Origin of the sequence: Streptomyces sp. NPDC002463 (assembly GCF_042889835.1) — a bacterium.
GTDB lineage: Bacteria > Actinomycetota > Actinomycetes > Streptomycetales > Streptomycetaceae > Streptomyces > Streptomyces nymphaeiformis.
In genome coordinates, this window is the sequence record NZ_JBIARL010000011.1 from 47,017 (window position 1) to 65,907 (window position 18,891).

General features: G+C 72.1%; 20 protein-coding genes. 10 read left to right on the forward strand and 10 right to left on the reverse strand.

The features are described 5' to 3' along the window. Nucleotides 1-90: 90 nt before the first annotated feature. A complete protein-coding gene (locus ACFYX3_RS22535; RefSeq protein WP_389016073.1) occupies nucleotides 91-1,179 on the forward strand; it encodes a DUF5937 family protein in 1,089 nt (362 codons plus the stop codon). 15 nt (nucleotides 1,180-1,194) lie between these two features. Here the strand turns inward: ACFYX3_RS22535 and ACFYX3_RS22540 are convergent, their stop codons facing one another. Next, nucleotides 1,195-1,869 carry a response regulator transcription factor gene (locus ACFYX3_RS22540; protein WP_116160325.1) on the reverse strand — a complete coding sequence of 225 codons (675 nt, stop codon included), beginning with the start codon at nucleotides 1,867-1,869 and terminating at the stop codon, nucleotides 1,195-1,197. Nucleotides 1,870-1,891: 22 nt separating this feature from the next. Then, the gene (locus tag ACFYX3_RS22545; protein WP_389016078.1) at nucleotides 1,892-3,094 is read right to left on the reverse strand and encodes a sensor histidine kinase; all 1,203 of its coding nucleotides are present in this window, start codon (nucleotides 3,092-3,094) and stop codon (nucleotides 1,892-1,894) included. A 97-nt stretch (nucleotides 3,095-3,191) separates the two neighbouring features. Between ACFYX3_RS22545 and ACFYX3_RS22550 the strand changes: the two genes are divergently transcribed. Together ACFYX3_RS22550 and ACFYX3_RS22555 are read left to right on the forward strand one after the other, a co-directional pair. Then, nucleotides 3,192-4,160: an SAM-dependent methyltransferase gene (locus tag ACFYX3_RS22550; protein ID WP_389016081.1), complete on the forward strand. Its 969-nt coding sequence runs from the start codon at nucleotides 3,192-3,194 to the stop codon at nucleotides 4,158-4,160. Between the two features lie 43 nt (nucleotides 4,161-4,203). Beyond that, the gene (locus ACFYX3_RS22555; RefSeq protein ID WP_116160322.1) at nucleotides 4,204-5,346 is read left to right on the forward strand and encodes an NADH-quinone oxidoreductase subunit D; all 1,143 of its coding nucleotides are present in this window, start codon (nucleotides 4,204-4,206) and stop codon (nucleotides 5,344-5,346) included. A 34-nt stretch (nucleotides 5,347-5,380) separates the two neighbouring features. Here the strand turns inward: ACFYX3_RS22555 and ACFYX3_RS22560 are convergent, their stop codons facing one another. From ACFYX3_RS22560 to ACFYX3_RS22580, 5 genes are all read right to left on the reverse strand, one after another. Continuing rightward, complete coding sequence (locus ACFYX3_RS22560) at nucleotides 5,381-5,869, reverse strand: GNAT family N-acetyltransferase (protein ID WP_382661551.1); 489 nt, start codon at nucleotides 5,867-5,869, stop codon at nucleotides 5,381-5,383. After that, the gene (locus tag ACFYX3_RS22565) at nucleotides 5,866-6,912 is read right to left on the reverse strand and encodes a hypothetical protein (RefSeq protein WP_389016085.1); all 1,047 of its coding nucleotides are present in this window, start codon (nucleotides 6,910-6,912) and stop codon (nucleotides 5,866-5,868) included. Before ACFYX3_RS22565 ends, ACFYX3_RS22560 begins: the two co-directional genes overlap by 4 nt. 130 nt (nucleotides 6,913-7,042) lie before the next feature. Continuing rightward, nucleotides 7,043-8,041 (reverse strand): ABC transporter substrate-binding protein, encoded by a 999-nt coding sequence (locus ACFYX3_RS22570; RefSeq protein WP_389016088.1) that lies wholly within the window; start codon nucleotides 8,039-8,041, stop codon nucleotides 7,043-7,045. 5 nt (nucleotides 8,042-8,046) lie between these two features. After that, nucleotides 8,047-8,721 carry an ABC transporter permease gene (locus ACFYX3_RS22575; protein ID WP_389016091.1) on the reverse strand — a complete coding sequence of 225 codons (675 nt, stop codon included), beginning with the start codon at nucleotides 8,719-8,721 and terminating at the stop codon, nucleotides 8,047-8,049. Between the two features lies 1 nt (nucleotide 8,722). Further along, entirely contained in the window at nucleotides 8,723-9,409 is a 687-nt protein-coding gene (locus tag ACFYX3_RS22580; protein ID WP_389016094.1) for an ABC transporter permease, read from the reverse strand. A gap of 143 nt (nucleotides 9,410-9,552) precedes the next feature. On the opposite strand from ACFYX3_RS22580, the gene ACFYX3_RS22585 reads away from it, so the two are divergent. Further along, nucleotides 9,553-10,548 carry an ABC transporter ATP-binding protein gene (locus ACFYX3_RS22585; RefSeq protein WP_389016097.1) on the forward strand — a complete coding sequence of 332 codons (996 nt, stop codon included), beginning with the start codon at nucleotides 9,553-9,555 and terminating at the stop codon, nucleotides 10,546-10,548. Between the two features lie 105 nt (nucleotides 10,549-10,653). Here ACFYX3_RS22585 and ACFYX3_RS22590 read toward each other — a convergent pair whose 3' ends face one another. After that, nucleotides 10,654-11,766, reverse strand: coding sequence for an alpha/beta hydrolase (locus ACFYX3_RS22590; protein WP_389016100.1), 1,113 nt, complete (start codon nucleotides 11,764-11,766; stop codon nucleotides 10,654-10,656). A gap of 165 nt (nucleotides 11,767-11,931) precedes the next feature. Between ACFYX3_RS22590 and ACFYX3_RS22595 the strand changes: the two genes are divergently transcribed. From ACFYX3_RS22595 to ACFYX3_RS22620, 6 genes are all read left to right on the forward strand, one after another. Next, on the forward strand, nucleotides 11,932-13,779 hold the full coding sequence (locus ACFYX3_RS22595; RefSeq protein WP_389016103.1) for a phosphatidylglycerol lysyltransferase domain-containing protein: 1,848 nt from the start codon (nucleotides 11,932-11,934) through the stop codon (nucleotides 13,777-13,779). 136 nt (nucleotides 13,780-13,915) lie between these two features. Beyond that, nucleotides 13,916-14,776, forward strand: a complete 861-nt coding sequence (gene folP, locus ACFYX3_RS22600; protein ID WP_376581693.1) for a dihydropteroate synthase — start codon at nucleotides 13,916-13,918, stop codon at nucleotides 14,774-14,776. A 65-nt stretch (nucleotides 14,777-14,841) separates the two neighbouring features. Next, entirely contained in the window at nucleotides 14,842-15,261 is a 420-nt protein-coding gene (locus ACFYX3_RS22605) for a nuclear transport factor 2 family protein (protein ID WP_376582065.1), read from the forward strand. A 121-nt stretch (nucleotides 15,262-15,382) separates the two neighbouring features. Next, nucleotides 15,383-15,742 carry a dihydroneopterin aldolase gene (folB, locus tag ACFYX3_RS22610; protein ID WP_116160313.1) on the forward strand — a complete coding sequence of 120 codons (360 nt, stop codon included), beginning with the start codon at nucleotides 15,383-15,385 and terminating at the stop codon, nucleotides 15,740-15,742. Beyond that, entirely contained in the window at nucleotides 15,739-16,338 is a 600-nt protein-coding gene (folK, locus tag ACFYX3_RS22615; protein ID WP_389016108.1) for a 2-amino-4-hydroxy-6-hydroxymethyldihydropteridine diphosphokinase, read from the forward strand. Before folB ends, folK begins: the two co-directional genes overlap by 4 nt. Before the next feature lie 47 nt (nucleotides 16,339-16,385). Then, a complete protein-coding gene (locus ACFYX3_RS22620; RefSeq protein ID WP_389016111.1) occupies nucleotides 16,386-16,871 on the forward strand; it encodes a DUF3180 domain-containing protein in 486 nt (161 codons plus the stop codon). Between the two features lie 571 nt (nucleotides 16,872-17,442). Here ACFYX3_RS22620 and ACFYX3_RS22625 read toward each other — a convergent pair. Then, nucleotides 17,443-18,213: a hypothetical protein gene (locus ACFYX3_RS22625; RefSeq protein WP_389016114.1), complete on the reverse strand. Its 771-nt coding sequence runs from the start codon at nucleotides 18,211-18,213 to the stop codon at nucleotides 17,443-17,445. A gap of 71 nt (nucleotides 18,214-18,284) precedes the next feature. Beyond that, nucleotides 18,285-18,890 carry a GTP cyclohydrolase I FolE gene (folE, locus tag ACFYX3_RS22630; protein WP_389016117.1) on the reverse strand — a complete coding sequence of 202 codons (606 nt, stop codon included), beginning with the start codon at nucleotides 18,888-18,890 and terminating at the stop codon, nucleotides 18,285-18,287. Nucleotide 18,891: the final 1 nt, after the last annotated feature.

Below are 18,891 nucleotides of genomic sequence, written 5' to 3' on the forward strand. Positions count from 1 at the left end.
TGACGGCCCCCGTCAATCCGGGGCCCGCCGATTGACGGGGGCCGTCAAACGGGACGACAGCTCCCCCGGCGCACCCCGCACCATGGACGGGTGAGCGTGACCATCGACATCACCGGACTGCCGCACGAGCGGATCGCCTTCTGCCCCTCGCCGCTGGCCGAGCTGGGCGCCGCCCTGCACGCCCTCGCCGAGCCCACGCACCACCCCCGGCTGCACGCCTGGACCACCACGACGGCCGCCGCGCTCAAGCCGGAGCTCGCGGACCGCCTGCACGAGGCCGACTTCATGTGGCGCTCGACCCGCTCCGACATCCTGCTGCCCGCCCGGCCCCGCGAGACCCTCGCCGAGGAGCTGGACGACCTCGACCGCATGGACGACGAGAAGTACGTGGCCTCGGCCCTGGAGATCTCCTGCGCCGGCCACTACACGCACGGCGCCCCCTCCCCTCTCGTCGACGAGCGGATGCGGCGCCGCGCCCTCGACCTCGCCGCCGCGCGCGGCCCGCGCCAGGCCGCCTTCGCCGAGCGGATGCTCGCGGACCCGCCCGCCACGCGCGCGTGGGTCCGGCGGCTCCTGGAGGACTGCGACGAGGCCTTCTTCGCCGACACCTGGCACCGCGTCCGGATCCAGCTCGCCGCCGACGCCCGCCACAAGACCGAGCTGATGCGCCGCAAGGGGCTGGCCGAGGCCGTCGCCGACGCCTCCTCCGCGATGGTCCTGGAGGAGGACACGGCCGGCACCCGGATCGTCGTGGACAAGCTGATCCACGGCCGCACCAGCGCCGAGGGCTCGGGCGTGACGTTCCTGCCGACCGCCTTCGGCTGGCCGCACCTCTTCGCGCTGCACGCGCCCGGCTGGCAGCCGGTGGTCCAGTACCCCGTGCCCGCCCGCGACCTCGGCGGCGGCGCCCCCGTGGAGGCCGTGAAGCTGCGCCTGGAGGCACTCGCGCACCCGATGCGGATGCGCATGTGCCGCAGCCTCGCCCGGGGCGCGTACACGACGAGCGAGCTGGCCGACGCGTACGGCATCACCGCCCCCGAGGTCTCCCGCCACCTCACGGTCATGAAGAAGGCCGGGCTGACCACCACGCAGCGCCGCGGCCGGTACGTGCTCCACCAGCTCGACGTCTCCGTCGTCGCCCGGCTCGGCAGCGACTTCCTGGAGTCGGTGCTCCGGTAGGACCTCCGAGGCGCTCTACAGCGCGCCGCCGCCCGCCCGGACCAGGCCCGTCTCGTACGCCAGGACCACGACCTGGACCCGGTCGCGCAGGCCCAGCTTGGTCAGGATGCGGCCCACGTGCGTCTTCACCGTCGCCTCGGAGAGGACGAGCCGGGCGGCGATCTCGCCGTTCGACAGGCCCTGCGCGACCAGCATCATCACCTCGCGCTCCCGGTCCGTCAGCCGCTCCAGACCCTTGTGCTCGGGCTCCTTGCCCGAGGACGGCAGCATCGGCGAGAAGCGGTCGAGCAGCCGGCGGGTGGTCGAGGGCGCCACCACCGCGTCGCCGCTGTGCACCGAGCGGATCGCGCCCAGCAGCTCCGCCGGCGGCACGTCCTTCAGCATGAAGCCGCTCGCGCCCGCCTTCAGGCCCGAGAAGGCGTACTCGTCGAGGTCGAACGTCGTCAGGATCAGCACCTTCGGCGCCCCCGGCTCCGCGCAGATCCGCCGGGTCGTCTCCACGCCGTCCAGCTTCGGCATGCGCACGTCCATCAGGACGACGTCGACCGCCGTGGAGCGCAGCACCTCCAGGGCCTCGACGCCGTCGCCGGCCTCCGCCACGACCTCCATGTCGGGCTGGGCGGCGAGCACCATGCGGAAACCGGTCCGCAGCAGCACCTGGTCGTCGACGAGCATCACGCGGATGGACATCAGGTCAGTTCCTTAGGGGTCGTCAGTGAGCGGGCTTGAGGGGGAGCAGGGCGCTGATCCGGAAACCGCCGCCCGGACGCGGGCCCGCGTCCAGAGTGCCGCCGACCATGCCGACCCGCTCCCGCATGCCGATCAGACCGTGGCCCCGGCCGTCGGCGCCCCCGTCCTCGTACATCTCCTGCGGAGCGCCCCGGCCGTCGTCCTCGACGAGCAGGCCGAGACCGTCGTCGAAATAGACGAGGCGCACGCTGGCACCGACGTCGGGACCGCCGTGCTTGCGCGTGTTGGTGAGGGCCTCCTGCACGATCCGGTACGCGGTGAGCTCGACGCCGCTGGGCAGCGGGCGCGGGCTCCCCTCGATCGCGAAGTCGACCGTGAGGCCGGCGCCCCGGACCTGCTCCACGAGGTCCTCGATCTGCCCGACGTCGGGCTGGGGCACGTACTCCCCGGCCTCCTGGTGCTCGCCGGTGCGCAGGATCCCGAGGAGTCTGCGCATCTCGGCGAGCGCCTGCCGGCCCGTGCTGGAGATCGTCTCCAGGGCCTGCTTGGCGGTCTCCGGGGAGGAGTCCATGACGTAGGCGGCGCCGTCGGCCTGGACCACCATCACCGACACGTTGTGCGCGACGACGTCGTGCAGCTCGCGGGCGATCCGGGCCCGCTCGGCGGCGACCGCGACCTTCGCCTGGGCCTCGCGCTCCTGCTCCAGGCGGGAGGCCCGCTCCTCCAGCTGCGCGAAGTACGCCCGGCGGGTTCTGAGCGAGTCGCCGAGGACCCAGGCCAGGGCGAACGGCACGGTCATGATGATCGTGAAGAAGACCTTCGCCGCGTCCGAGCCCGGCGCCTCCATGGGCCATCTGATCTGCGAGAGCGTGGAGGCGCTCAGTCCGCCGATGAGCGCGAGCCGGGACGCCCAGCGGGGTCCGTCGTGCGCGGCGACGGTGAAGATGATCACGAGCATCGCGAAGTCGGCCAGGAACGGCACCACGCCGAGGACGAGCTGGGCCACGCCCAGGGCGACCGCGAGCAGCAGCATCTTCTCCGGGGCCCGTCTGCGCAGGGCCACGACCAGGGAGAACAGCGCGGCGATCACGCCGTACGCGACGGGGCGGTCCACCGTCGGGTAGGTCTGCCCCACCCACAGCAGGGAGATCCCGAGGAGGACGACGGCCCAGAAGCCGTCGACGCCCGTCGGGTGTCTGCGGATGAAGTCGTAGAGGCGCTGCACGTCACCCAGAGTAGGGAAAGCCGACAGGTGTCCGGATCAACCGTGGGGCCGATCCTTGGCGCGGGACCCGTACTCCCCGAGGTGGAGACTGGGGCACGTGACGGACGAGACGTGTCAGGGGCAGGAGTGGCAGGGGTGGCGCGAGGCCACGGAGCGGGCGCTGTACGGCCCCGGGGGCTTCTATCTGCGCCCCGAGGGGCCGGCGGGGCACTTCCGCACCTCGGTGCACGCCTCCCCGCTCTTCGCGGGAGCCGTGGCCCGGCTGCTCGCCGAGGTCGCCGAGGAGCTGGGGACGGACGAGGTCGACCTGGTGGACGTGGGCGCGGGCCGCGGTGAGCTGCTGACGTCGGTGCTCACGGCGGTCGGGTCCTCGCTCACGGTGCGGGCGGTCGCGGTCGAGCGCGCCGCCCGCCCGGACGGGCTCGACCCACGGGTGGAGTGGACGGACCGGGTGCCGCGCGGCGTGCGCGGGCTGCTGTTCGCGAACGAGTGGCTCGACAACGTGCCGGTGGACGTCGCCGAGGCGGACGCGGACGGCACGGTCCGGTACGTGGAGGTCGCGCCGGACGGCACCGAACGGCTCGGCGCCCCCGTCACCGGCCCGGACGCCGACTGGCTGGACCGCTGGTGGCCGCTGCGGGAGCCGGGCGCGCGGGCCGAGATCGGGCGCCCCCGCGACGAGGCCTGGGCGGCGGCGGTCGCCTCGCTGGCGGCGGGCCGCGCGGTGGCCGTGGACTACGCGCACGTGCGGGCCGCCCGCCCGCCCTTCGGGACCCTGACCGGCTTCCGAGACGGCCGCGAGGTCCCGCCGGTCCCGGACGGAAGCTGCGACGTGACGTCACATGTGGCACTGGACGCGTGCGGGGGGCTTTACGCCGAGCTGGTCACGCAGCGGGAGGTGCTGGGGCGGCTCGGGGTCTCCGGGGAGCGGCCGCCGCTCTCGCTCGCCTCGACCGACCCCGCCGGGTACGTCCGCGCGCTCGCCTCCGCCGGTGAGGCCGCCGAGCTGACCGCCCGCGGCGGTCTCGGCGACTTCCTCTGGCTGAGCTGCCGCGTCCGCCCCTAGGACGGGGGCCCGGGGGCCCGGGACGGCAGGGGATACTGGCCGCATGACGGAGACGACGGTCGGAATCGGCGGCGCGGCGGAGAGCACCGACATGGTGCTGAACATCGGACCGCAGCACCCCTCGACCCACGGCGTGCTCCGGCTCCGGCTCGTGCTCGACGGCGAGGTCGTCCGGCACGCCGAGCCGGTGATCGGCTACATGCACCGGGGGGCCGAGAAGCTCTTCGAGGCGCGGGACTACCGGCAGATCATCATGCTGGCCAACCGCCACGACTGGCTGTCCGCGTTCTCCAACGAGCTCGGCGTCGTCATGGCCGTCGAGCGGATGCTCGGCATGGAGGTCCCGGAGCGTGCCGTGTGGACGCGGACGCTGCTCGCCGAGCTGAACCGGGTCCTCAACCACCTGATGTTCCTCGGCTCGTACCCCCTCGAACTGGGCGGCATCACGCCCGTCTTCCACGCCTTCCGGGAGCGCGAGGAGCTCCAGGCCGTGATGGAGGAGGTCTCCGGCGGCCGGATGCACTACATGTTCAACCGGGTCGGCGGCCTCAAGGAGGACCTGCCCGCGGGCTGGCTGGGCCGTGCGCGGCAGGCCGTCGCGGACGTGCGGTCGCGGATGGACGTGTACGACCGGCTGGTCCTCGGCAACGAGATCTTCCGGGGCCGTACCCGCGGGGTCGGCGTCCTCGCCCCGGAGACCGTCCACGCGTACGGGGTGTCCGGGCCCATCGCCCGCGCCTCCGGCGTCGACTTCGACCTGCGCCGTGACGAGCCGTACCTCGCGTACGGGGAGCTCCAGGACACGTTGAAGGTGGCCGTGCGGCAGGAGGGCGACTGCCTCGCCCGCTTCGAGTGCCTCCTCGACCAGACGCACAACTCGCTCGACCTGGCGGACGCCTGCCTGGACCGGATGGCCGAGCTGCCGCAGGGGCCCATCAACCAGCGGCTGCCGAAGGTGCTCAAGGCGCCGGAGGGCCACACGTACGCCTGGACCGAGAACCCGCTCGGCGTCAACGGCTACTACCTGGTGTCGAAGGGCGAGAAGACCCCGTACCGGCTGAAGCTGCGCTCGGCGTCCTTCAACAACATCCAGGCGCTGGTGGAACTGCTGCCCGGGACGCTCGTCGCCGACATGGTGGCGATCCTGGGCTCGCTCTTCTTCGTCGTCGGCGACATCGACAAGTAGCCGGCCGCCGGGCCCGGGGTCACCGCGCCGGGCGTCACTGCTCCCGGCGCATCACGACGTACTCCCGCTGCTCCCTGCCGGGCCGCCGCCGGTCGACGACGGTCCAGCCCCAGCCCGTGTAGCGGTCCGTCAGTTCCGGTACGTCGAGGGTCATGAGCAGGGCGGGTCCGGGGGCCGCGGCCAGGAGCAGCGCGTCGTGGAGCCGGCGGCCGATGCCGCGGCCCTGGTGGCCGGGGGCGACGACGAGCTCGGCGAGCTCGAAGGCGGAGGCGTCCCCGGTGAGGACCGTGTCGCTCCAGCCGGCGGAGAACCCGAGGAGGGCCTCCTCGGCGTCGAGCGCGGCCACCGCCGTGAAGTCGTCCCTCCCTGCGGCCGAACCCAGCAGCCTGTCCACGGTCCGTACGGCGCCGAGCGGCGGCTCGTGCCAGGGCTCGCCGCCGAAGGCCTGCGCGCACAGGGCGAGGAGCTCGTCGCGGCGGCCGGCGAGCTCCGTGGCCCCGAGGGGGGCCAGGCGGTACGTCACGAGTTGACCGCGCCGCGCAGTTCGGCCATGTCCAGCTGTTCGGTCTCGTCGTGCGCGGTCAGGTCGATGACCTGGCCGATCGCCCGGGGCGGCGCCGTGACGTGCGGGGCGAGGGGCGCGGCGACCGGGGCGAGCAGCGGGGTCCCCGAGGCCAGGGCCTCTTCGAGGACCTCCTCGCCCACGACGTCGGCGAGGTCGCTGTTCTGCACGGCCTCGATCGCGGCCGCCGCCTTCTGCGTACCGAAGAAGTCGAAGTTGCCCTCGGGGCGCGGGACGGGCCGGCGGGCCGCGTACGGGACGACCGCGGAGGCGACCGGGACGGCGGGCAGGGCGGTGGAGGGGGTGACGGCGGCCGTGCGGGTGTGCTGCTCGGTCCCGGCGGCCGCCGCGTGCTTCCCCTGCGGCTCCTCCGTGTCCCGGGCGCGCTCGGCGAGGTCGCGGGCGCGGGCGGCCTCGGCGGTGCGGCGGGCCTGCTGGGCCGCGGCGTTGCGCGGGAGGTCGCGCAGGGCCTGGGCGGCGCGGCGGAAGGCCTCCGGGGTGGGCGTGGATCCGGCGGCGGGCAGCGCCTTGGCGTCGGAGGCGGCGGCGCCCGTCTCCAGGGCGAGGACGCGGCGGCCCTCCAGGGCGCTGGCGCGCTCGGTCTCCGCGGTGGCGTACCGGCGGAGCAGGTCGGCGTGCTCGCCGCGCAGTCCGGCGAGCTCCACGCGCTTGGCGCGGAGTTTGGCGTCGAGCCGGGAGCGCAGCGCGCGGGACTCCTCGAGGTCGGCCTCCAGCTCGGCGGTCCGCTCCTCGGCCTTCCACACCTCGGCGGCGCGCGCCCGGTCGAGTTCGGCGACCTTGAGGCCGGCGCTCCGGTCCCAACTGCGCATGAGGACGGCGCCGGTGACGGCGGCCGCGGCCGCCGCGACCGCGAGCAGCCGCGCGATCACCGGGTCGCCGGGCAGCCAGGCGGCCGCGGCGCACACGACCGCGGCGCCGGCGACCGCGGACGGCGGCATCAGCTTGTGCAGAGGCGGGGAATGGCGGTGGCGTCCACGTGGCATGGCCTGAAATTTACCGTGCGTAGGCGCCATGTGGGGCGTCGGCCCGGCAATCTCTTGGCCACTTCTCGCCACCAGAAGTGGATATCGACGGTTCCGGTTCCGTTTCGGGCCGACTCCCCTCCCCCACCGTCTACTTCTTGAGCAGCCCCTTCGTCTCCAGATACTCCTTGGCCACGTCCTCCGGCTTCGCCCGCTCGGCGTCCACCCTGCGGTTGAGTTCGGCGAGATCCGCAGTGGTGAGCACCTTGGTGATCTTGTCGAGGGCGGCGGCTATCTCCGGAGCGCCGGCGTCCTTGGCGTTGACCACGGGCAGGACGTTGTCGGCGTTCTGCAGCTTCTTGTCATCGGTGAGGAAGACGAGGCCGTAGCCGTCGACGGTGGCGTCCGTGGTGGTCGTCAGGACCAGCTGGTCCACCCCGTCCTTGACGGCCTGCTTGGCCTGCGGCGTACCGACGCCCTTGGGGTCGATCCCGGCCACGTCGATCCCGTACGTCTTCTTCAGACCGGGTGCGCAGAAGGGCCGCACCGCGCATTCGTCACCGGCCGCGATCTTCACCTTCAGCTTCGCGCGGCCGAGATCGGAAAGCGTCGTCAGCTTGTTCTTCGCGGCGAATTCCTTCGTCACCGCGAAGGCGTTCTGATCGACGGCCTCTCCGGCCGCGAGGACCTTCAGACCGCGCGGTTCGGCGAGCTTCCGCAGGGCGTCGACGGTGGCCGTCACGTCACCCGAGGCGACCGGCTTGTCCTCGGGCGCCTTCGGGCCGTTCACCTTCGCGTTGAGGAATTCCGCGACGGTCGCCGCGTATTCCGGGACGACGTCGATCTCGCCGTTCTCCAGGGAGGGTTCGTACAGCTCGCGGTTCTTCACGGTGGTGATCGACACCGAGTAACCCTCGGCCCTCAGCGACTGTGCGTACAGCTCGGCGAGGACCTTGGCCTCCGTGAAGGCGGCCGCGCCGACCACCAGCGAGCCCTTCTTCCCGGCGCCGGAGTCGCCGGAGCTCCCGGAGTCCTTCTTCTTGCCTTCCTCCAGGCTGTCGCCGCCGCACGCGGCGAGGGCGACGGTCAGCGCCGCCGTCCCCAGCAGCGCGCCCGCGATACGCGAGACCCTGTTCACGAGATCACCCATCCCAGTCAGCGTTCGGTCATTCGTCTGTCACGTGTCAAAAGGCGGTCCGCGGCCACCAGGACGCCCTCCACCAGGAGCGCCAGCAGCGCCACGAGCACGGCGCCCGCGACCACCTGCGCCGTGTCGTACGTGGCGAAGCCGGCCGTGATGATCCGGCCCAGGCCGCCCTGGCCGACCATCGCGGCGACCGTCGCGGTGGCGACGACCTGCACGGCGGCCGAGCGGACCCCGGTCATGACCACGGGCCGGGCCAGCGGGAGTTCGACCCGCAGGAAGACCTGACCACCCGTCATCCCCATGCCCCGCGCCGCCCGCACCGCCGCCGGGTCGACCTCCCGCACCCCCACGTACGCGTTGGTGAGGAGCGGGGGTATCGCGAACAGCACGAGGGCCACCACGGTCGGCACATAGCCGGCGTTCCGCAGGGGCGACACCATGAACAGCGCGAGGACCGCGAAGACGGGGATCGCCCGCCCCACGTTCGACACGTTCACGGCGAGCGCCCCGCCGCGGCCGAGGTGGCCGAGCCACAGGCCGAGCGGAAGCGCGAGCGCCGCGGCGATCAGCAGCGCCGCCCCGCTCACGTACACGTGCTCGGCGAGCCGCCGCCCGATGCCCTCCCCGCCCGTCCAGTGCGCGCCGGTGGCGAGCCAGCCCCAGGCGTCCGTCACGATGCCCATGTCACCCGCCTCCCGGCGCGGTCCGTATCCGGGTCCAGGGCGTGAGCAGCCGCTGGAGGCCCAGGAGCAGCAGGTCGGCGGTGACGGCGAGCAGCACGCACAGCACCGAGGCGGCGAGCATCTGCGCCTTGAAGAAGGTCGGCAGCGCGTCGTCGATGAGGTTGCCCAGGCCCCCGCGGCCGACGACCGAGCCGACCGTCGTCAGGGCGATCGTGGAGACCGTCGCCATCCGTATGCCCGCCATCAGCACCGGCAGCGCCAGCGGGAGTTCGACCTGCCAGAGCATGCGCAGCGTGCCGTACCCCATGCCCCGGGCCGCCTCCCGCGTCTCGGCCGGCACGGCGGCGAGCCCCGCCAGGGTGTTGCGCACGAGGATCGTCAGCGCGTACAGCACGAGGCCGGTGACGACGAGCGCCGCCGACAGGCCGAAGAACGGCAGCAGCAGCGAGAACATCGCGAGCGACGGCACCGTGTAGAGCAGGGTGGTCAGTCCGAGGACCGGCCCCGCGAAGCGGGGCCGGTCGCGGACGAGCAGCGCGAGGGGCACCGCGACCGCGAGCGCGATCAGCACGGACACGACCGTGATTCCCACATGCTGGAGCAGCGCGTCCGTCAACTCCCCGCTGCGCGTGCGCAGATACTCACCGCAGATCCAGTCGTTCGCGACCAGACAGTTCGGCGCGCTCATCGTCCCTCCCCCCGGGTCGCCCGCACTCCCGAACGCTTGTGTGACGACCCTAACCCCCGCCACCGACAATCCCCGAGATCCGCCACCATGCGGCAACACGCCCTTCACACAAGGCCGTCGCCCAGGGGACAGAATGGGGAACCATGATCCGGTTCGAGCACGTGACCAAGCGGTACGACGACGGCACCACCGCCGTCGACGACCTCTCCTTCGAGGTCGCCGAGGGCGAACTCGTCACCCTGGTCGGCCCGTCGGGCTGCGGCAAGACGACCACGATGATGATGGTGAACCGACTCGTCGAGCCGACCTCGGGCCGCGTCCTCGTCGACGGCCGGGACATATCCGGCACCGACCCGGTCGCCCTGCGCCGCAAGATCGGCTACGTCATCCAGCAGGTCGGGCTCTTCCCCCACCGCACGGTCCTCGACAACACCGCGACCGTCCCCGCCCTCCTCGGCTGGAAGAAGGCCGCCGCACGCGCACGTGCCGCCGAACTCCTCGACCTCGTCGGCCTCGACCCGGCCGTGTACGGCTCCCGCTACCCCGCCCAGCTCTCCGGCGGCCAGCGCCAGCGCGTCGGCGTCGCCCGCGCGCTCGCCGCCGACCCGCCCGTCCTCCTCATGGACGAGCCCTTCGGCGCCGTCGACCCGGTCGTCCGCGAGCGCCTCCAGAACGAGTTCCTCGCGCTCCAGGCCACCGTCCGCAAGACCGTCCTCCTCGTCACCCACGACATCGAGGAGGCCGTCCGCATGGGCGACCGCATGGCCGTCTACGGACAGGGCCGCATCGAGCAGTTCGACACGCCCGCCACCGTCCTCGGCTCCCCCGCCACCCCGTACGTCGCGGACTTCGTCGGCAGCGACCGCGGCCTCAAGCGCCTCGCGGTCACCCCCGTCACCGAGGCCGACCTCGACCTCTGGAAGGGAAGCCGCGAAGGGTACGTCGGAGGCCCCGAGGAACACGAGGACGGCACCCGTGTACCCCTCGGGACCTCCCTCAAGGACGCCCTCGCCGTGCTCCTCCAGCACGACACCGGCCGCCTCACCGTCACCGGCGACGACGGCCGGCCGCTCGGCGTCCTCACCCCGGCCGGCGTCCACCGCGCCCTGCGCAGGGCCACCCCACGCGTGGAGGGCTAGAACCTGTCCGGCGGACCACGGCCGGGCCCCGATCCGCCGGACAGGCCTTAGGGCCCGTCTTTCGGGTCAGGGCCCGCGAGCCCGGCACGATCCGAAAGGCAGGCCCTAGTTCCCGCTGAGCCTCGCGCCCATCCAGACCAGACCCGGCGGGATCTCCCGGAGCCACGTGTTGAAGTTGTGGCCGCCGCTCTCCAGGATGATCGACGAGACCTGCGCCGGGCGCTTCACCTTCTTGACGAACTGCCGCGTCCCCTTCAGGTTGCTCTCGCCCCGCTTCGACGACGTCACCAGGAACGACGTGTTCCCCGGCTTCCCGTGGTCCAGGCTCCACAGCAGGTCGCCCCGCTTGCGCAGCGCGTCGTCCCCGTGGAACAGGTCCCCGGTCGTGACGTCCTCCGCCGCCCGGTAGTACGCGGAGAAACCCGCCCCCGCCACGAACCGGTCCGGGTGGTGGAGGGCGATCTTCAGGGCGCAGTAGCCACCCGTGGAGTTCCCCATGAACCCCCAGTTCCGCGCCTTCTTGCCCACCCGGTACGCCTGCGACACCGCCTTCGGCAGGTCGTCCGCGAAGAAGGTCTCCGTCTGCGGGCCGCCCGGGACGTCCACGCACTCGGTGTCCCGCGGCGGCGCCACCGTCGGACGCAGCATCACCAGGATCATCGGCTGCATCCGCCCGGCCTTCGCCTGGAGGTACGCCGACTTCGGGTAGTCGAGCCCCTTGATCAGGTTCTCCGCCGTCCCCGGATAGCCCGTGAGCACCACCGAGGCGGGGAAGGTCCGCTTCGCGTACTGCGGCTGGAAGTACTCCGGCGGCAGGTACACATAGGCCGGCGAGACGATCCCCGACCGCTCCCCCGCCACCAGGACCTTCTGTATCTGTCCCCCGACCGACGGACGGCCGCCTCCCGGCACGTCGAGCGCCTGCGTCCCCAACACCCGGACGTCCTTCGAACCGGCCCCGTGGTCGACGACCACGCCCATGTCCTGCTCCTGACCGAGCAGATCGGCCCAGGAACCGTAGAAGAGGAACGACCGGTTCGCCGCCAGACCCACCGCCGCGAACAGCGCCACCTGGGTCATGAGCAGCAGCCCCACCCGGCCCGAGACCGGCAGCCAGCCGCGCCGCGCGAGCTTCGGCCACAGCCAGACCGTGGCCAGGAACAGCACCACGGCCAGCGCCACGGCCGACACGAGGACTTTGTTACTGGTGAGACCCATGGGACGACCGAGCCTTCTTTCCGAGATTTTCCCGTGCGTGAATGAACCCGACCCCGTACGCCCTCGTCATAGAAGGCGCACCAGCCGGGACGGCCCGCCGAACGAGCCGCAGGGCCCGACCGGAGTCAAAGACCCTGCGCAGGACCACGGGAAGTACGGGAAGCCATGTCTGTCACGGTAGATGGGGACAAATCGGGATCGGTTCCGATTCGGGTGCGGCAGATTCTCCGCGGCCCCCGCCCCGAGAAGGTCCCCACCTTCATCGGCACGGCCTGCACCGCCATCGGCCTCATCGACATCGCCGCCGGGGTCTTCCCCCGCTTCCGGGCCAGCCGCATGCACCACGCGGCCGAAGTCCTCCCCGGCACCCTCGGCCCCCTCTCCGCCGCCCTCTCCCTGAGCGCCGGCGTCCTCCTCCTGCTCCTCGCCCACGGCCTCAAGCGGCACAAACGCCGCGCCTGGCGCGCCGCCGTCGTCCTCCTCCCCCTCGGCGCCGCCGCCCAGTTCGCCTGGCGCCACTCCGTCCTCGGCGCCCTCCTCTCCCTCGCACTCCTCACCCCCCTCGTACGCCACCGGGGCGAGTTCAACGCCCTCCCCGACCCCCGCAGCCGCTGGCGGGCACTCGCCAACTTCGTCGTCATGGGCGCCGGCTCCATCGCCCTCGGCCTCGTCATCGTCAGCGCCCACCCCCGCCGCATCATCGGCAGCCCCAGCCTCGCCGACCGCCTCGAACACGTCCTCTACGGACTCCTCGGCATCGAAGGCCCCGTCGCCTACACCAGAGGCGTCGACTGGACCGTCGGCTACTCCCTCGGCGCCCTCGGCATGCTCACCGCCCTCACCACCATCTACCTCGCCTTCCGACCCGAACACCCCGCCGCCCGCCTCACCGACGAGGACGAGACCCGCCTCCGCGCCCTCCTCGACCAGCACGGCGGCCGCGACTCCCTCGGCCACTTCGCCCTCCGCCACGACAAGGGCGTCGTCTTCTCCCCCAGCGGCAAGGCCGCCGTCTGCTACCGCGTCGTCTCCGGCGTCATGCTCGCCAGCGGCGACCCCATCGGCGACGTCGAAGCCTGGCCCGGCGCCATCGAACGCTTCATGGACGAGGCCAAGGCCCACTCCTGGACCCCCGCCGTCATGGGCTGCTCCGAGACCGGCGGCCAGGTCTGGACCCGCGAGACCGGCCTCGACGCCCTCGAACTCGGCGACGAGGCGGTCGTCGACGTCGCCGACTTCTCCCTCACCGGCCGCGCCATGCGCAACGTCCGCCAGATGGTCAAACGCATCGAACGCAACGGCTACACCACCCGCGTCCGCCGCGTCCGCGACCTCGACGACGAAGAACTCGAACGCGTCCGCCGCGCCGCCGCCGACTGGCGCGGCACCGACACCGAACGCGGCTTCTCCATGGCCCTCGGCCGCATCGGCGCCCCCGGCGACGGAGACGCCGTCATAGCGACCGCCCACAAGACCGACGACGCCGAAGGGACCGACTCGCCCTACGGAGACCTCAAGGCGATCATCCACTTCGTCCCCTGGGGCCCCGACGGCATGTCCCTCGAACTCATGCGCCGCGACCGCTCCGCCGACCCCGGCATGAACGAGCTCCTCATCGTCGCCGCCCTCCAGGCCTCCCCCGACCTCGGCATCACCCGCGTGTCCCTCAACTTCGCGATGTTCCGCGCCGCCCTCGCCCGCGGCGAGAAGATCGGCGCCGGCCCCGTCCTGCGCATCTGGCGCGGACTCCTCGTCTTCCTCTCCCGCTGGTTCCAGATCGAGTCGCTCTACAAGTTCAACGCCAAGTTCCGGCCACGCTGGGAACCCCGCTTCGTCGTCTACCGCAAGAGCGGCGACCTCCCCCGCATCGGCTTCGCCGCCATGCAGGCCGAAGGCTTCGTGAACCTCTCCCTGCCCCGCCCCTTCACCCGCAGGCGCCCCGCCCCCGGCTCCCGCCCCTGCGCCCACATCGTCCCCGCCCAGACCGGAGACCACGAGATCCGCGCCGCCTGACCGAACCACCCGCCCGGCCCAGGCCCCGGCCCCACGCCGCCCGACCGGCCCAGGCACTGGCACCCACCCTCACGCGTACGGCCCCAGCACCAGGTCCACGAGGCCTGATATCGCCCCTGGGCCCTACGCTGGACACATGAGTACGACGATCGACCGGGGCACGGCGCTCGGCCTGCCGGAGTGGGACCGCTGCGCGGTCATGGGCGTGGTCAACGTGACCCCCGACTCCTTCTCCGACGGCGGCCGCTGGTTCGACACCACGGCCGCCGTCAAACACGGCCTCGACCTCGTCGCCGAAGGCGCCGACCTCATCGACGTCGGCGGCGAATCCACCCGCCCCGGCGCCACCCGCGTCGACGAGGACGAAGAACTCCGCCGCGTCATCCCCGTCGTCCGCGGCCTCGCCGCCGAAGGCGTCACCGTCTCCGTCGACACCATGCGCGCCACCGTCGCCGCCCGCGCCGTCGACGCCGGCGCCCTCCTCGTCAACGACGTCAGCGGCGGCCTCGCCGACCCCGCCATGATCCCCACCGTCGCCGCCGCCGAAGTCCCCTTCGTCGTCATGCACTGGCGCGGCTTCAGCGACAACATGAACAGCCTCGCCGTATACGACGACGTCCTCGGCGAAGTCCTCACCGAACTCCGCACCCGCATGGAAGCCGTCGTCGACGGCGGCATCGCCCCCGAGCGGATCGTCATCGACCCCGGCCTCGGCTTCGCCAAGCTCGCCCCCCACGACCTCGCCCTCGTCGCCCACCTCCCCGAGCTCCGCGCCCTCGGCCGCCCCCTCCTCGTCGCCGCCTCCCGCAAACGCTTCCTCGGCCACGTCCTCACCCGCGAAGGCGCCACCCCGCCCCCCGCCCGCGAACGCGACGCCGCCACCGCCGCCGTCTCCGCCATCGCCGCCCACACCGGCGCCTGGGCCGTCCGCGTCCACGAGGTGCGCGCCACCGCCGACGCCGTACGCGTCGCCAGGGCCGTCGAAGGAGCCGCGTGAGCCCCACGGACCGCGCCACCGACGAAGCGGCCGTCGAAGCCGCCAACACCGCCTTCTACGAGGCCATGGAGACCGGCGACTTCGAACGCCTCTCCGCCCTCTGGCTCGACGACGGAGCCACCCCCATCACCTGCGTCCACCCCGGCTGGCCCGTCCTCACCGGCCGCGGCGAAGTGCTCCGCTCGTACGCCCTGATCATGGCGAACACCGACTACATCCAGTTCTTCCTCACCGACCTGCGGATCTCCCTCACCGGCGACACCGCCCTCGTCACCTGCACCGAGAACATCCTCAGCGGCGGCCCCGCCGAGGACGGCGCCGAGCTCGGCCCCCTCGTCGGCCAGCTCGTCGTCGCCACCAACGTGTTCCGCCGCACACCCGCGGGCTGGAAGATCTGGTCCCACCACGCCTCCCCCGTCCTCGGCGAGACCACGGAGGCAAGCGGCCCGGAAGACGGCTCCGAACCTTCGGAACCACCCGCCTGACCCGCCCCCGGCCCCCCAAGAGCAAGCGCTGTCGGTCCCCGCAGGTAGATTCGAAGTGGACACCCGGCCGTCCGCACCCGGCTGCGTGGCCACCCGAACTACGACAGCAGGAGTGATTCGCGTGGATCGTGTCGCGCTGCGCGGCCTCAAGGCCCGAGGCCACCACGGCGTCTTCCCCAAGGAGCGCGAGGAGGGCCAGACCTTCATCGTGGACCTGGTCCTCGGCCTGGACACCCGCCCGGCGGCCGCCGAGGACGACCTGACGAAGACCGTCCACTACGGAATCGTCGCCGAAGAGGTCGTCGACGTCGTCCAGGGCGAGCCCGTCGACCTCATCGAAACCCTCGCCGAGCGCATCGCCCAGCAATGCCTCAGCCACGCCGGGGTACAAGAAGTGGAGGTCGTCGTCCACAAGCCGGACGCGCCCATCACCGTGCCCTTCGACGACGTGACCATCACGATCACCCGGAGCCGACGATGAAGCCGACGCAGAGCGACCCCACCGTCCAGCCCGTACCGGCCTCCGTCGTCGAGACCGTCGACGCCGCCGACACCACCCTCTCCAACCCCCGCTGGGCCGTCCTCGCCCTCGGCGCCAACCTCGGCAACCGCCTGGAGAACCTCCAGGGAGCCATCGACGCCCTCGGCGACACGCCCGGCCTCCGGGTCAAGGCCGTCTCCCCCGTCTACGAGACGGCCCCCTGGGGCGTCGAACCGGGCACCCAGCCCTCCTACCTCAACGCCGTCACCCTCGTACGGACCACCCTGCCGCCCTCCTCCCTCCTGGAGCGCGCCCACGCCGTCGAGGAGGCCTTCCACCGCGTCCGCGAGGAACGCTGGGGCGCCCGCACCATCGACGTCGACATCGTGGCCTACGCGGACCTCGTCTCCGACGACCCCGTCCTCACCCTCCCGCACCCCCGCGCCCACCAGCGCGCCTTCGTCCTCGCCCCCTGGCACGACGTCGACCCCGACGCCCAGCTCCCCGGCCACGGCCCGGTCGCCGACCTCCTCGCCTCCCTCGGCGACGAAGGCGTCACCCCCCGAGCCGACCTGGAACTCCGTCTCCCCGAGTAGTCGTTACGCTCGGGGAGACCGCCCGACGACCACACGAAGGACACCCGGTGAAACAACTGCGGCTGAAGGTACTCACCGGACTGTTCCTCGTCGCCGGCGTCCTCTCCTGGGGCGCCGCCCGGCTCTGGGACTCGGTCGGCACCCTCCCCAGCGTGCCGCTCGCCGCGCCGATCGTCCTCGCCGTCATCGCCGTCGTCCTCACCGCGACCGCCCTGTCGATCCGCGCCCGCCTCAAGGCCCAGCGCGAACGCCGCCCCGGCGCCAAGGGCGTCGAACCCCTCATGGCGGCCCGCGCGGTGGTCTTCGGCCAGGCGAGCGCCCTCGTCGCCGCCCTCGTCGCCGGCATGTACGGCGGCACGGGCGTCTTCCTCCTCGGCTCCCTCGACATCCCCGCCCGCCGCGACCAGGCCCTCTACGCGGCCTTCTCGGTCGCGGCGGGCATCGCCGTCATCGCCGCCGCCCTCTTCCTGGAACGCGTCTGCAAGCTCCCGGAGGACGACGACAACGACAAGGGCCACGCCCCCGTCTCCTGAACGCCGCCGTCGGCGACGAGAACGACGACGCATTCGCGGTCGGGCTCACCATGGCGACGATGGCCCTCTTCTCCGGCCTGTCCCCCCATCTACGCGACGGAACGACCCTCGGCTCGATCTCCTACGGCGGCTCCCTCATCGGCGCCGTCGCGGGAAACATCACCCACCGCCGAGCCCAGGGCAGCCCACCACGCCGCCACGCGCCCCGCAGGCCGCCGCCCCTCGGGCCCCGTCCCCCGCCCACCACGGCTTCGCGTGGCGCCGCAGGCTTGTGGCGGCCGCCGTGATCTACGCGCCGATGCTCGCCGTGGGGGCCCTGCCCCTGAACCGAACCCGCCTCTTACCAGACCTCGCGCGCGAGGTGCCCGTTCACCAGGAAGGTGGGGTGCGGGGCGAGGCGGTAGCTGTAGAAGGTGAAGGGTTTGGTGCCGAGGGCGGGGCGGGGGCGGACGTCGTGGACCTGGACCCAGGAGGACTCGGGTGGGTTCAGGGGGTGGTGCTCGGCGGTGAAGGTGCCTCGGGTCTGCCAGCGGTCGGCGATGTAGAGACGCGACGCCCGGCCCTGTACGGCCTAGGGAGTGAAGCGCGCTCCGATGATCGGTGCCCATTCCGTCGAGAACGGCACATTGGCGCTGGCCACCACTCGGCCCTCGTACTTCCCCCAAGTCACCCGGCAGCCGTCACCGTCGGTATAGCCGTCGAGGAACCCACGGAAGGTGTCGATGTCACGCAGCACCACTCGCGGGAAGCGCTGCCGCATGTGATGCGGGTCCCCGCCTACGTAATGGCGTATCGCGTCCGAGAGGTACGAGGAGACCACTCGGACGCGGAAGCCCGAGACATCACGCTTCAGGTACCCGGATGGGCGTGTTACCGACTCCACCTTCGCGGACAACCCCGTGCAGGCCGTCAGAGCGGCCGCATACCGCGAAGTGAAGCCCTCGTCATTGACGATCAATGACACGTAGTTCTTGTAGACCGTCCCGTCAGCGCACGTGGCGCCCACGAAGTAGCCGAACTCGTACCCCGGCCGGATCGTCAGTCGCTCCCGGCACAGCTTCTTCGCATGCGTCCAGGCAACCGTCTTCCCCGCCGCGTCCGCCGCGCGCGTCCACCCGTCCGGGGTGAGCAGCAGCAGATCCGGGCCGGCAGTGAAGGTCATGTGGTCCGTGACCACATCGACGGCCTGCCGCCCCTTCACCGCCGCCACGTCCACGACCGTGGTCCGCACCGTCCGGTCGCCGTCCAGCGTCCACATCGCGCTGCCCGGCACCACGTTCTTGGCCTGCGCGCAGCCGTCCACCAGGTTGACCAGCAGCTTGCTGGTCGGCCCGTACCCCATACCGCCCCCTTGATCAGCGATCGATTCCGCTGATCAAGGGGGCGGTATGGAGCAAGGTGGACAGTCCGCTACTAGCGGGCCAATATCAGGGACATGGCCTCAGCACGTGTAGTGGCGTCACGAAGTTGACCACGCACCGCCGAGGTCGTCGTCTTCGCGCCCGGCTTGCGGACTCCGCGCAGCGCCATGCACATGTGTTCGGCCTCGATGACCACAATCGCGCCGCGCGCGTCGAGGATCCTCATCAGCGAGTCGGCGATCTGGGTGGTGAGGCGCTCCTGCACCTGCGGACGCCGGGCGAAGACGTCTACCAGACGGGCCAGCTTCGACAGTCCCGTAATTTTGCCCGTTTCGGCAGGAATGTAACCAATGTGGGCTACGCCATGAAATGGGAGCAAATGATGCTCACACTGGGACGTCAGTTCGATATCTTTCACCAGGACCATCTCGTCGTGTCCCAGGTCGAACGTGGTCGTCAGAACGTCCTCGGGCTTCTGCCACAGCCCCGCGAAAAGCTCCTTGTACGCCCGCGCCACCCGCGCCGGCGTCTCGCGGAGGCCCTCGCGGTCCGGGTCCTCGCCGACCGCGATGAGGAGCTCCCGTACGGCGTTCTCGGCGCGCTTCTCGTCGAACTCGCCGATCTTGCCCTCACCGTCCAGCGTCACCGGGTCGGTCATC

Bases quoted from the DNA above. Each gene is read 5' to 3' on its own strand.
- ACFYX3_RS22570 (WP_389016088.1), bottom strand. From the start codon at position 8,041: ATGGGTGATCTCGTGAACAGGGTCTCGCGTATCGCGGGCGCGCTGCTG.
- folP (WP_376581693.1), top strand. From the start codon at position 13,916: ATGAGTACGACGATCGACCGGGGCACGGCGCTCGGCCTGCCGGAGTGG.
- ACFYX3_RS22625 (WP_389016114.1), bottom strand. From the start codon at position 18,213: ATGGGGTACGGGCCGACCAGCAAGCTGCTGGTCAACCTGGTGGACGGC.
- ACFYX3_RS22590 (WP_389016100.1), bottom strand. From the start codon at position 11,766: ATGGGTCTCACCAGTAACAAAGTCCTCGTGTCGGCCGTGGCGCTGGCC.
- ACFYX3_RS22565 (WP_389016085.1), bottom strand. From the start codon at position 6,912: ATGCCACGTGGACGCCACCGCCATTCCCCGCCTCTGCACAAGCTGATG.
- folK (WP_389016108.1), top strand. From the start codon at position 15,739: ATGAAGCCGACGCAGAGCGACCCCACCGTCCAGCCCGTACCGGCCTCC.
- ACFYX3_RS22585 (WP_389016097.1), top strand. From the start codon at position 9,553: ATGATCCGGTTCGAGCACGTGACCAAGCGGTACGACGACGGCACCACC.
- ACFYX3_RS22605 (WP_376582065.1), top strand. From the start codon at position 14,842: ATGGAGACCGGCGACTTCGAACGCCTCTCCGCCCTCTGGCTCGACGAC.
- ACFYX3_RS22555 (WP_116160322.1), top strand. From the start codon at position 4,204: ATGACGGAGACGACGGTCGGAATCGGCGGCGCGGCGGAGAGCACCGAC.
- folE (WP_389016117.1), bottom strand. From the start codon at position 18,890: ATGACCGACCCGGTGACGCTGGACGGTGAGGGCAAGATCGGCGAGTTC.
- ACFYX3_RS22575 (WP_389016091.1), bottom strand. From the start codon at position 8,721: ATGGGCATCGTGACGGACGCCTGGGGCTGGCTCGCCACCGGCGCGCAC.
- ACFYX3_RS22540 (WP_116160325.1), bottom strand. From the start codon at position 1,869: ATGTCCATCCGCGTGATGCTCGTCGACGACCAGGTGCTGCTGCGGACC.
- ACFYX3_RS22580 (WP_389016094.1), bottom strand. From the start codon at position 9,409: ATGAGCGCGCCGAACTGTCTGGTCGCGAACGACTGGATCTGCGGTGAG.
- ACFYX3_RS22595 (WP_389016103.1), top strand. From the start codon at position 11,932: ATGTCTGTCACGGTAGATGGGGACAAATCGGGATCGGTTCCGATTCGG.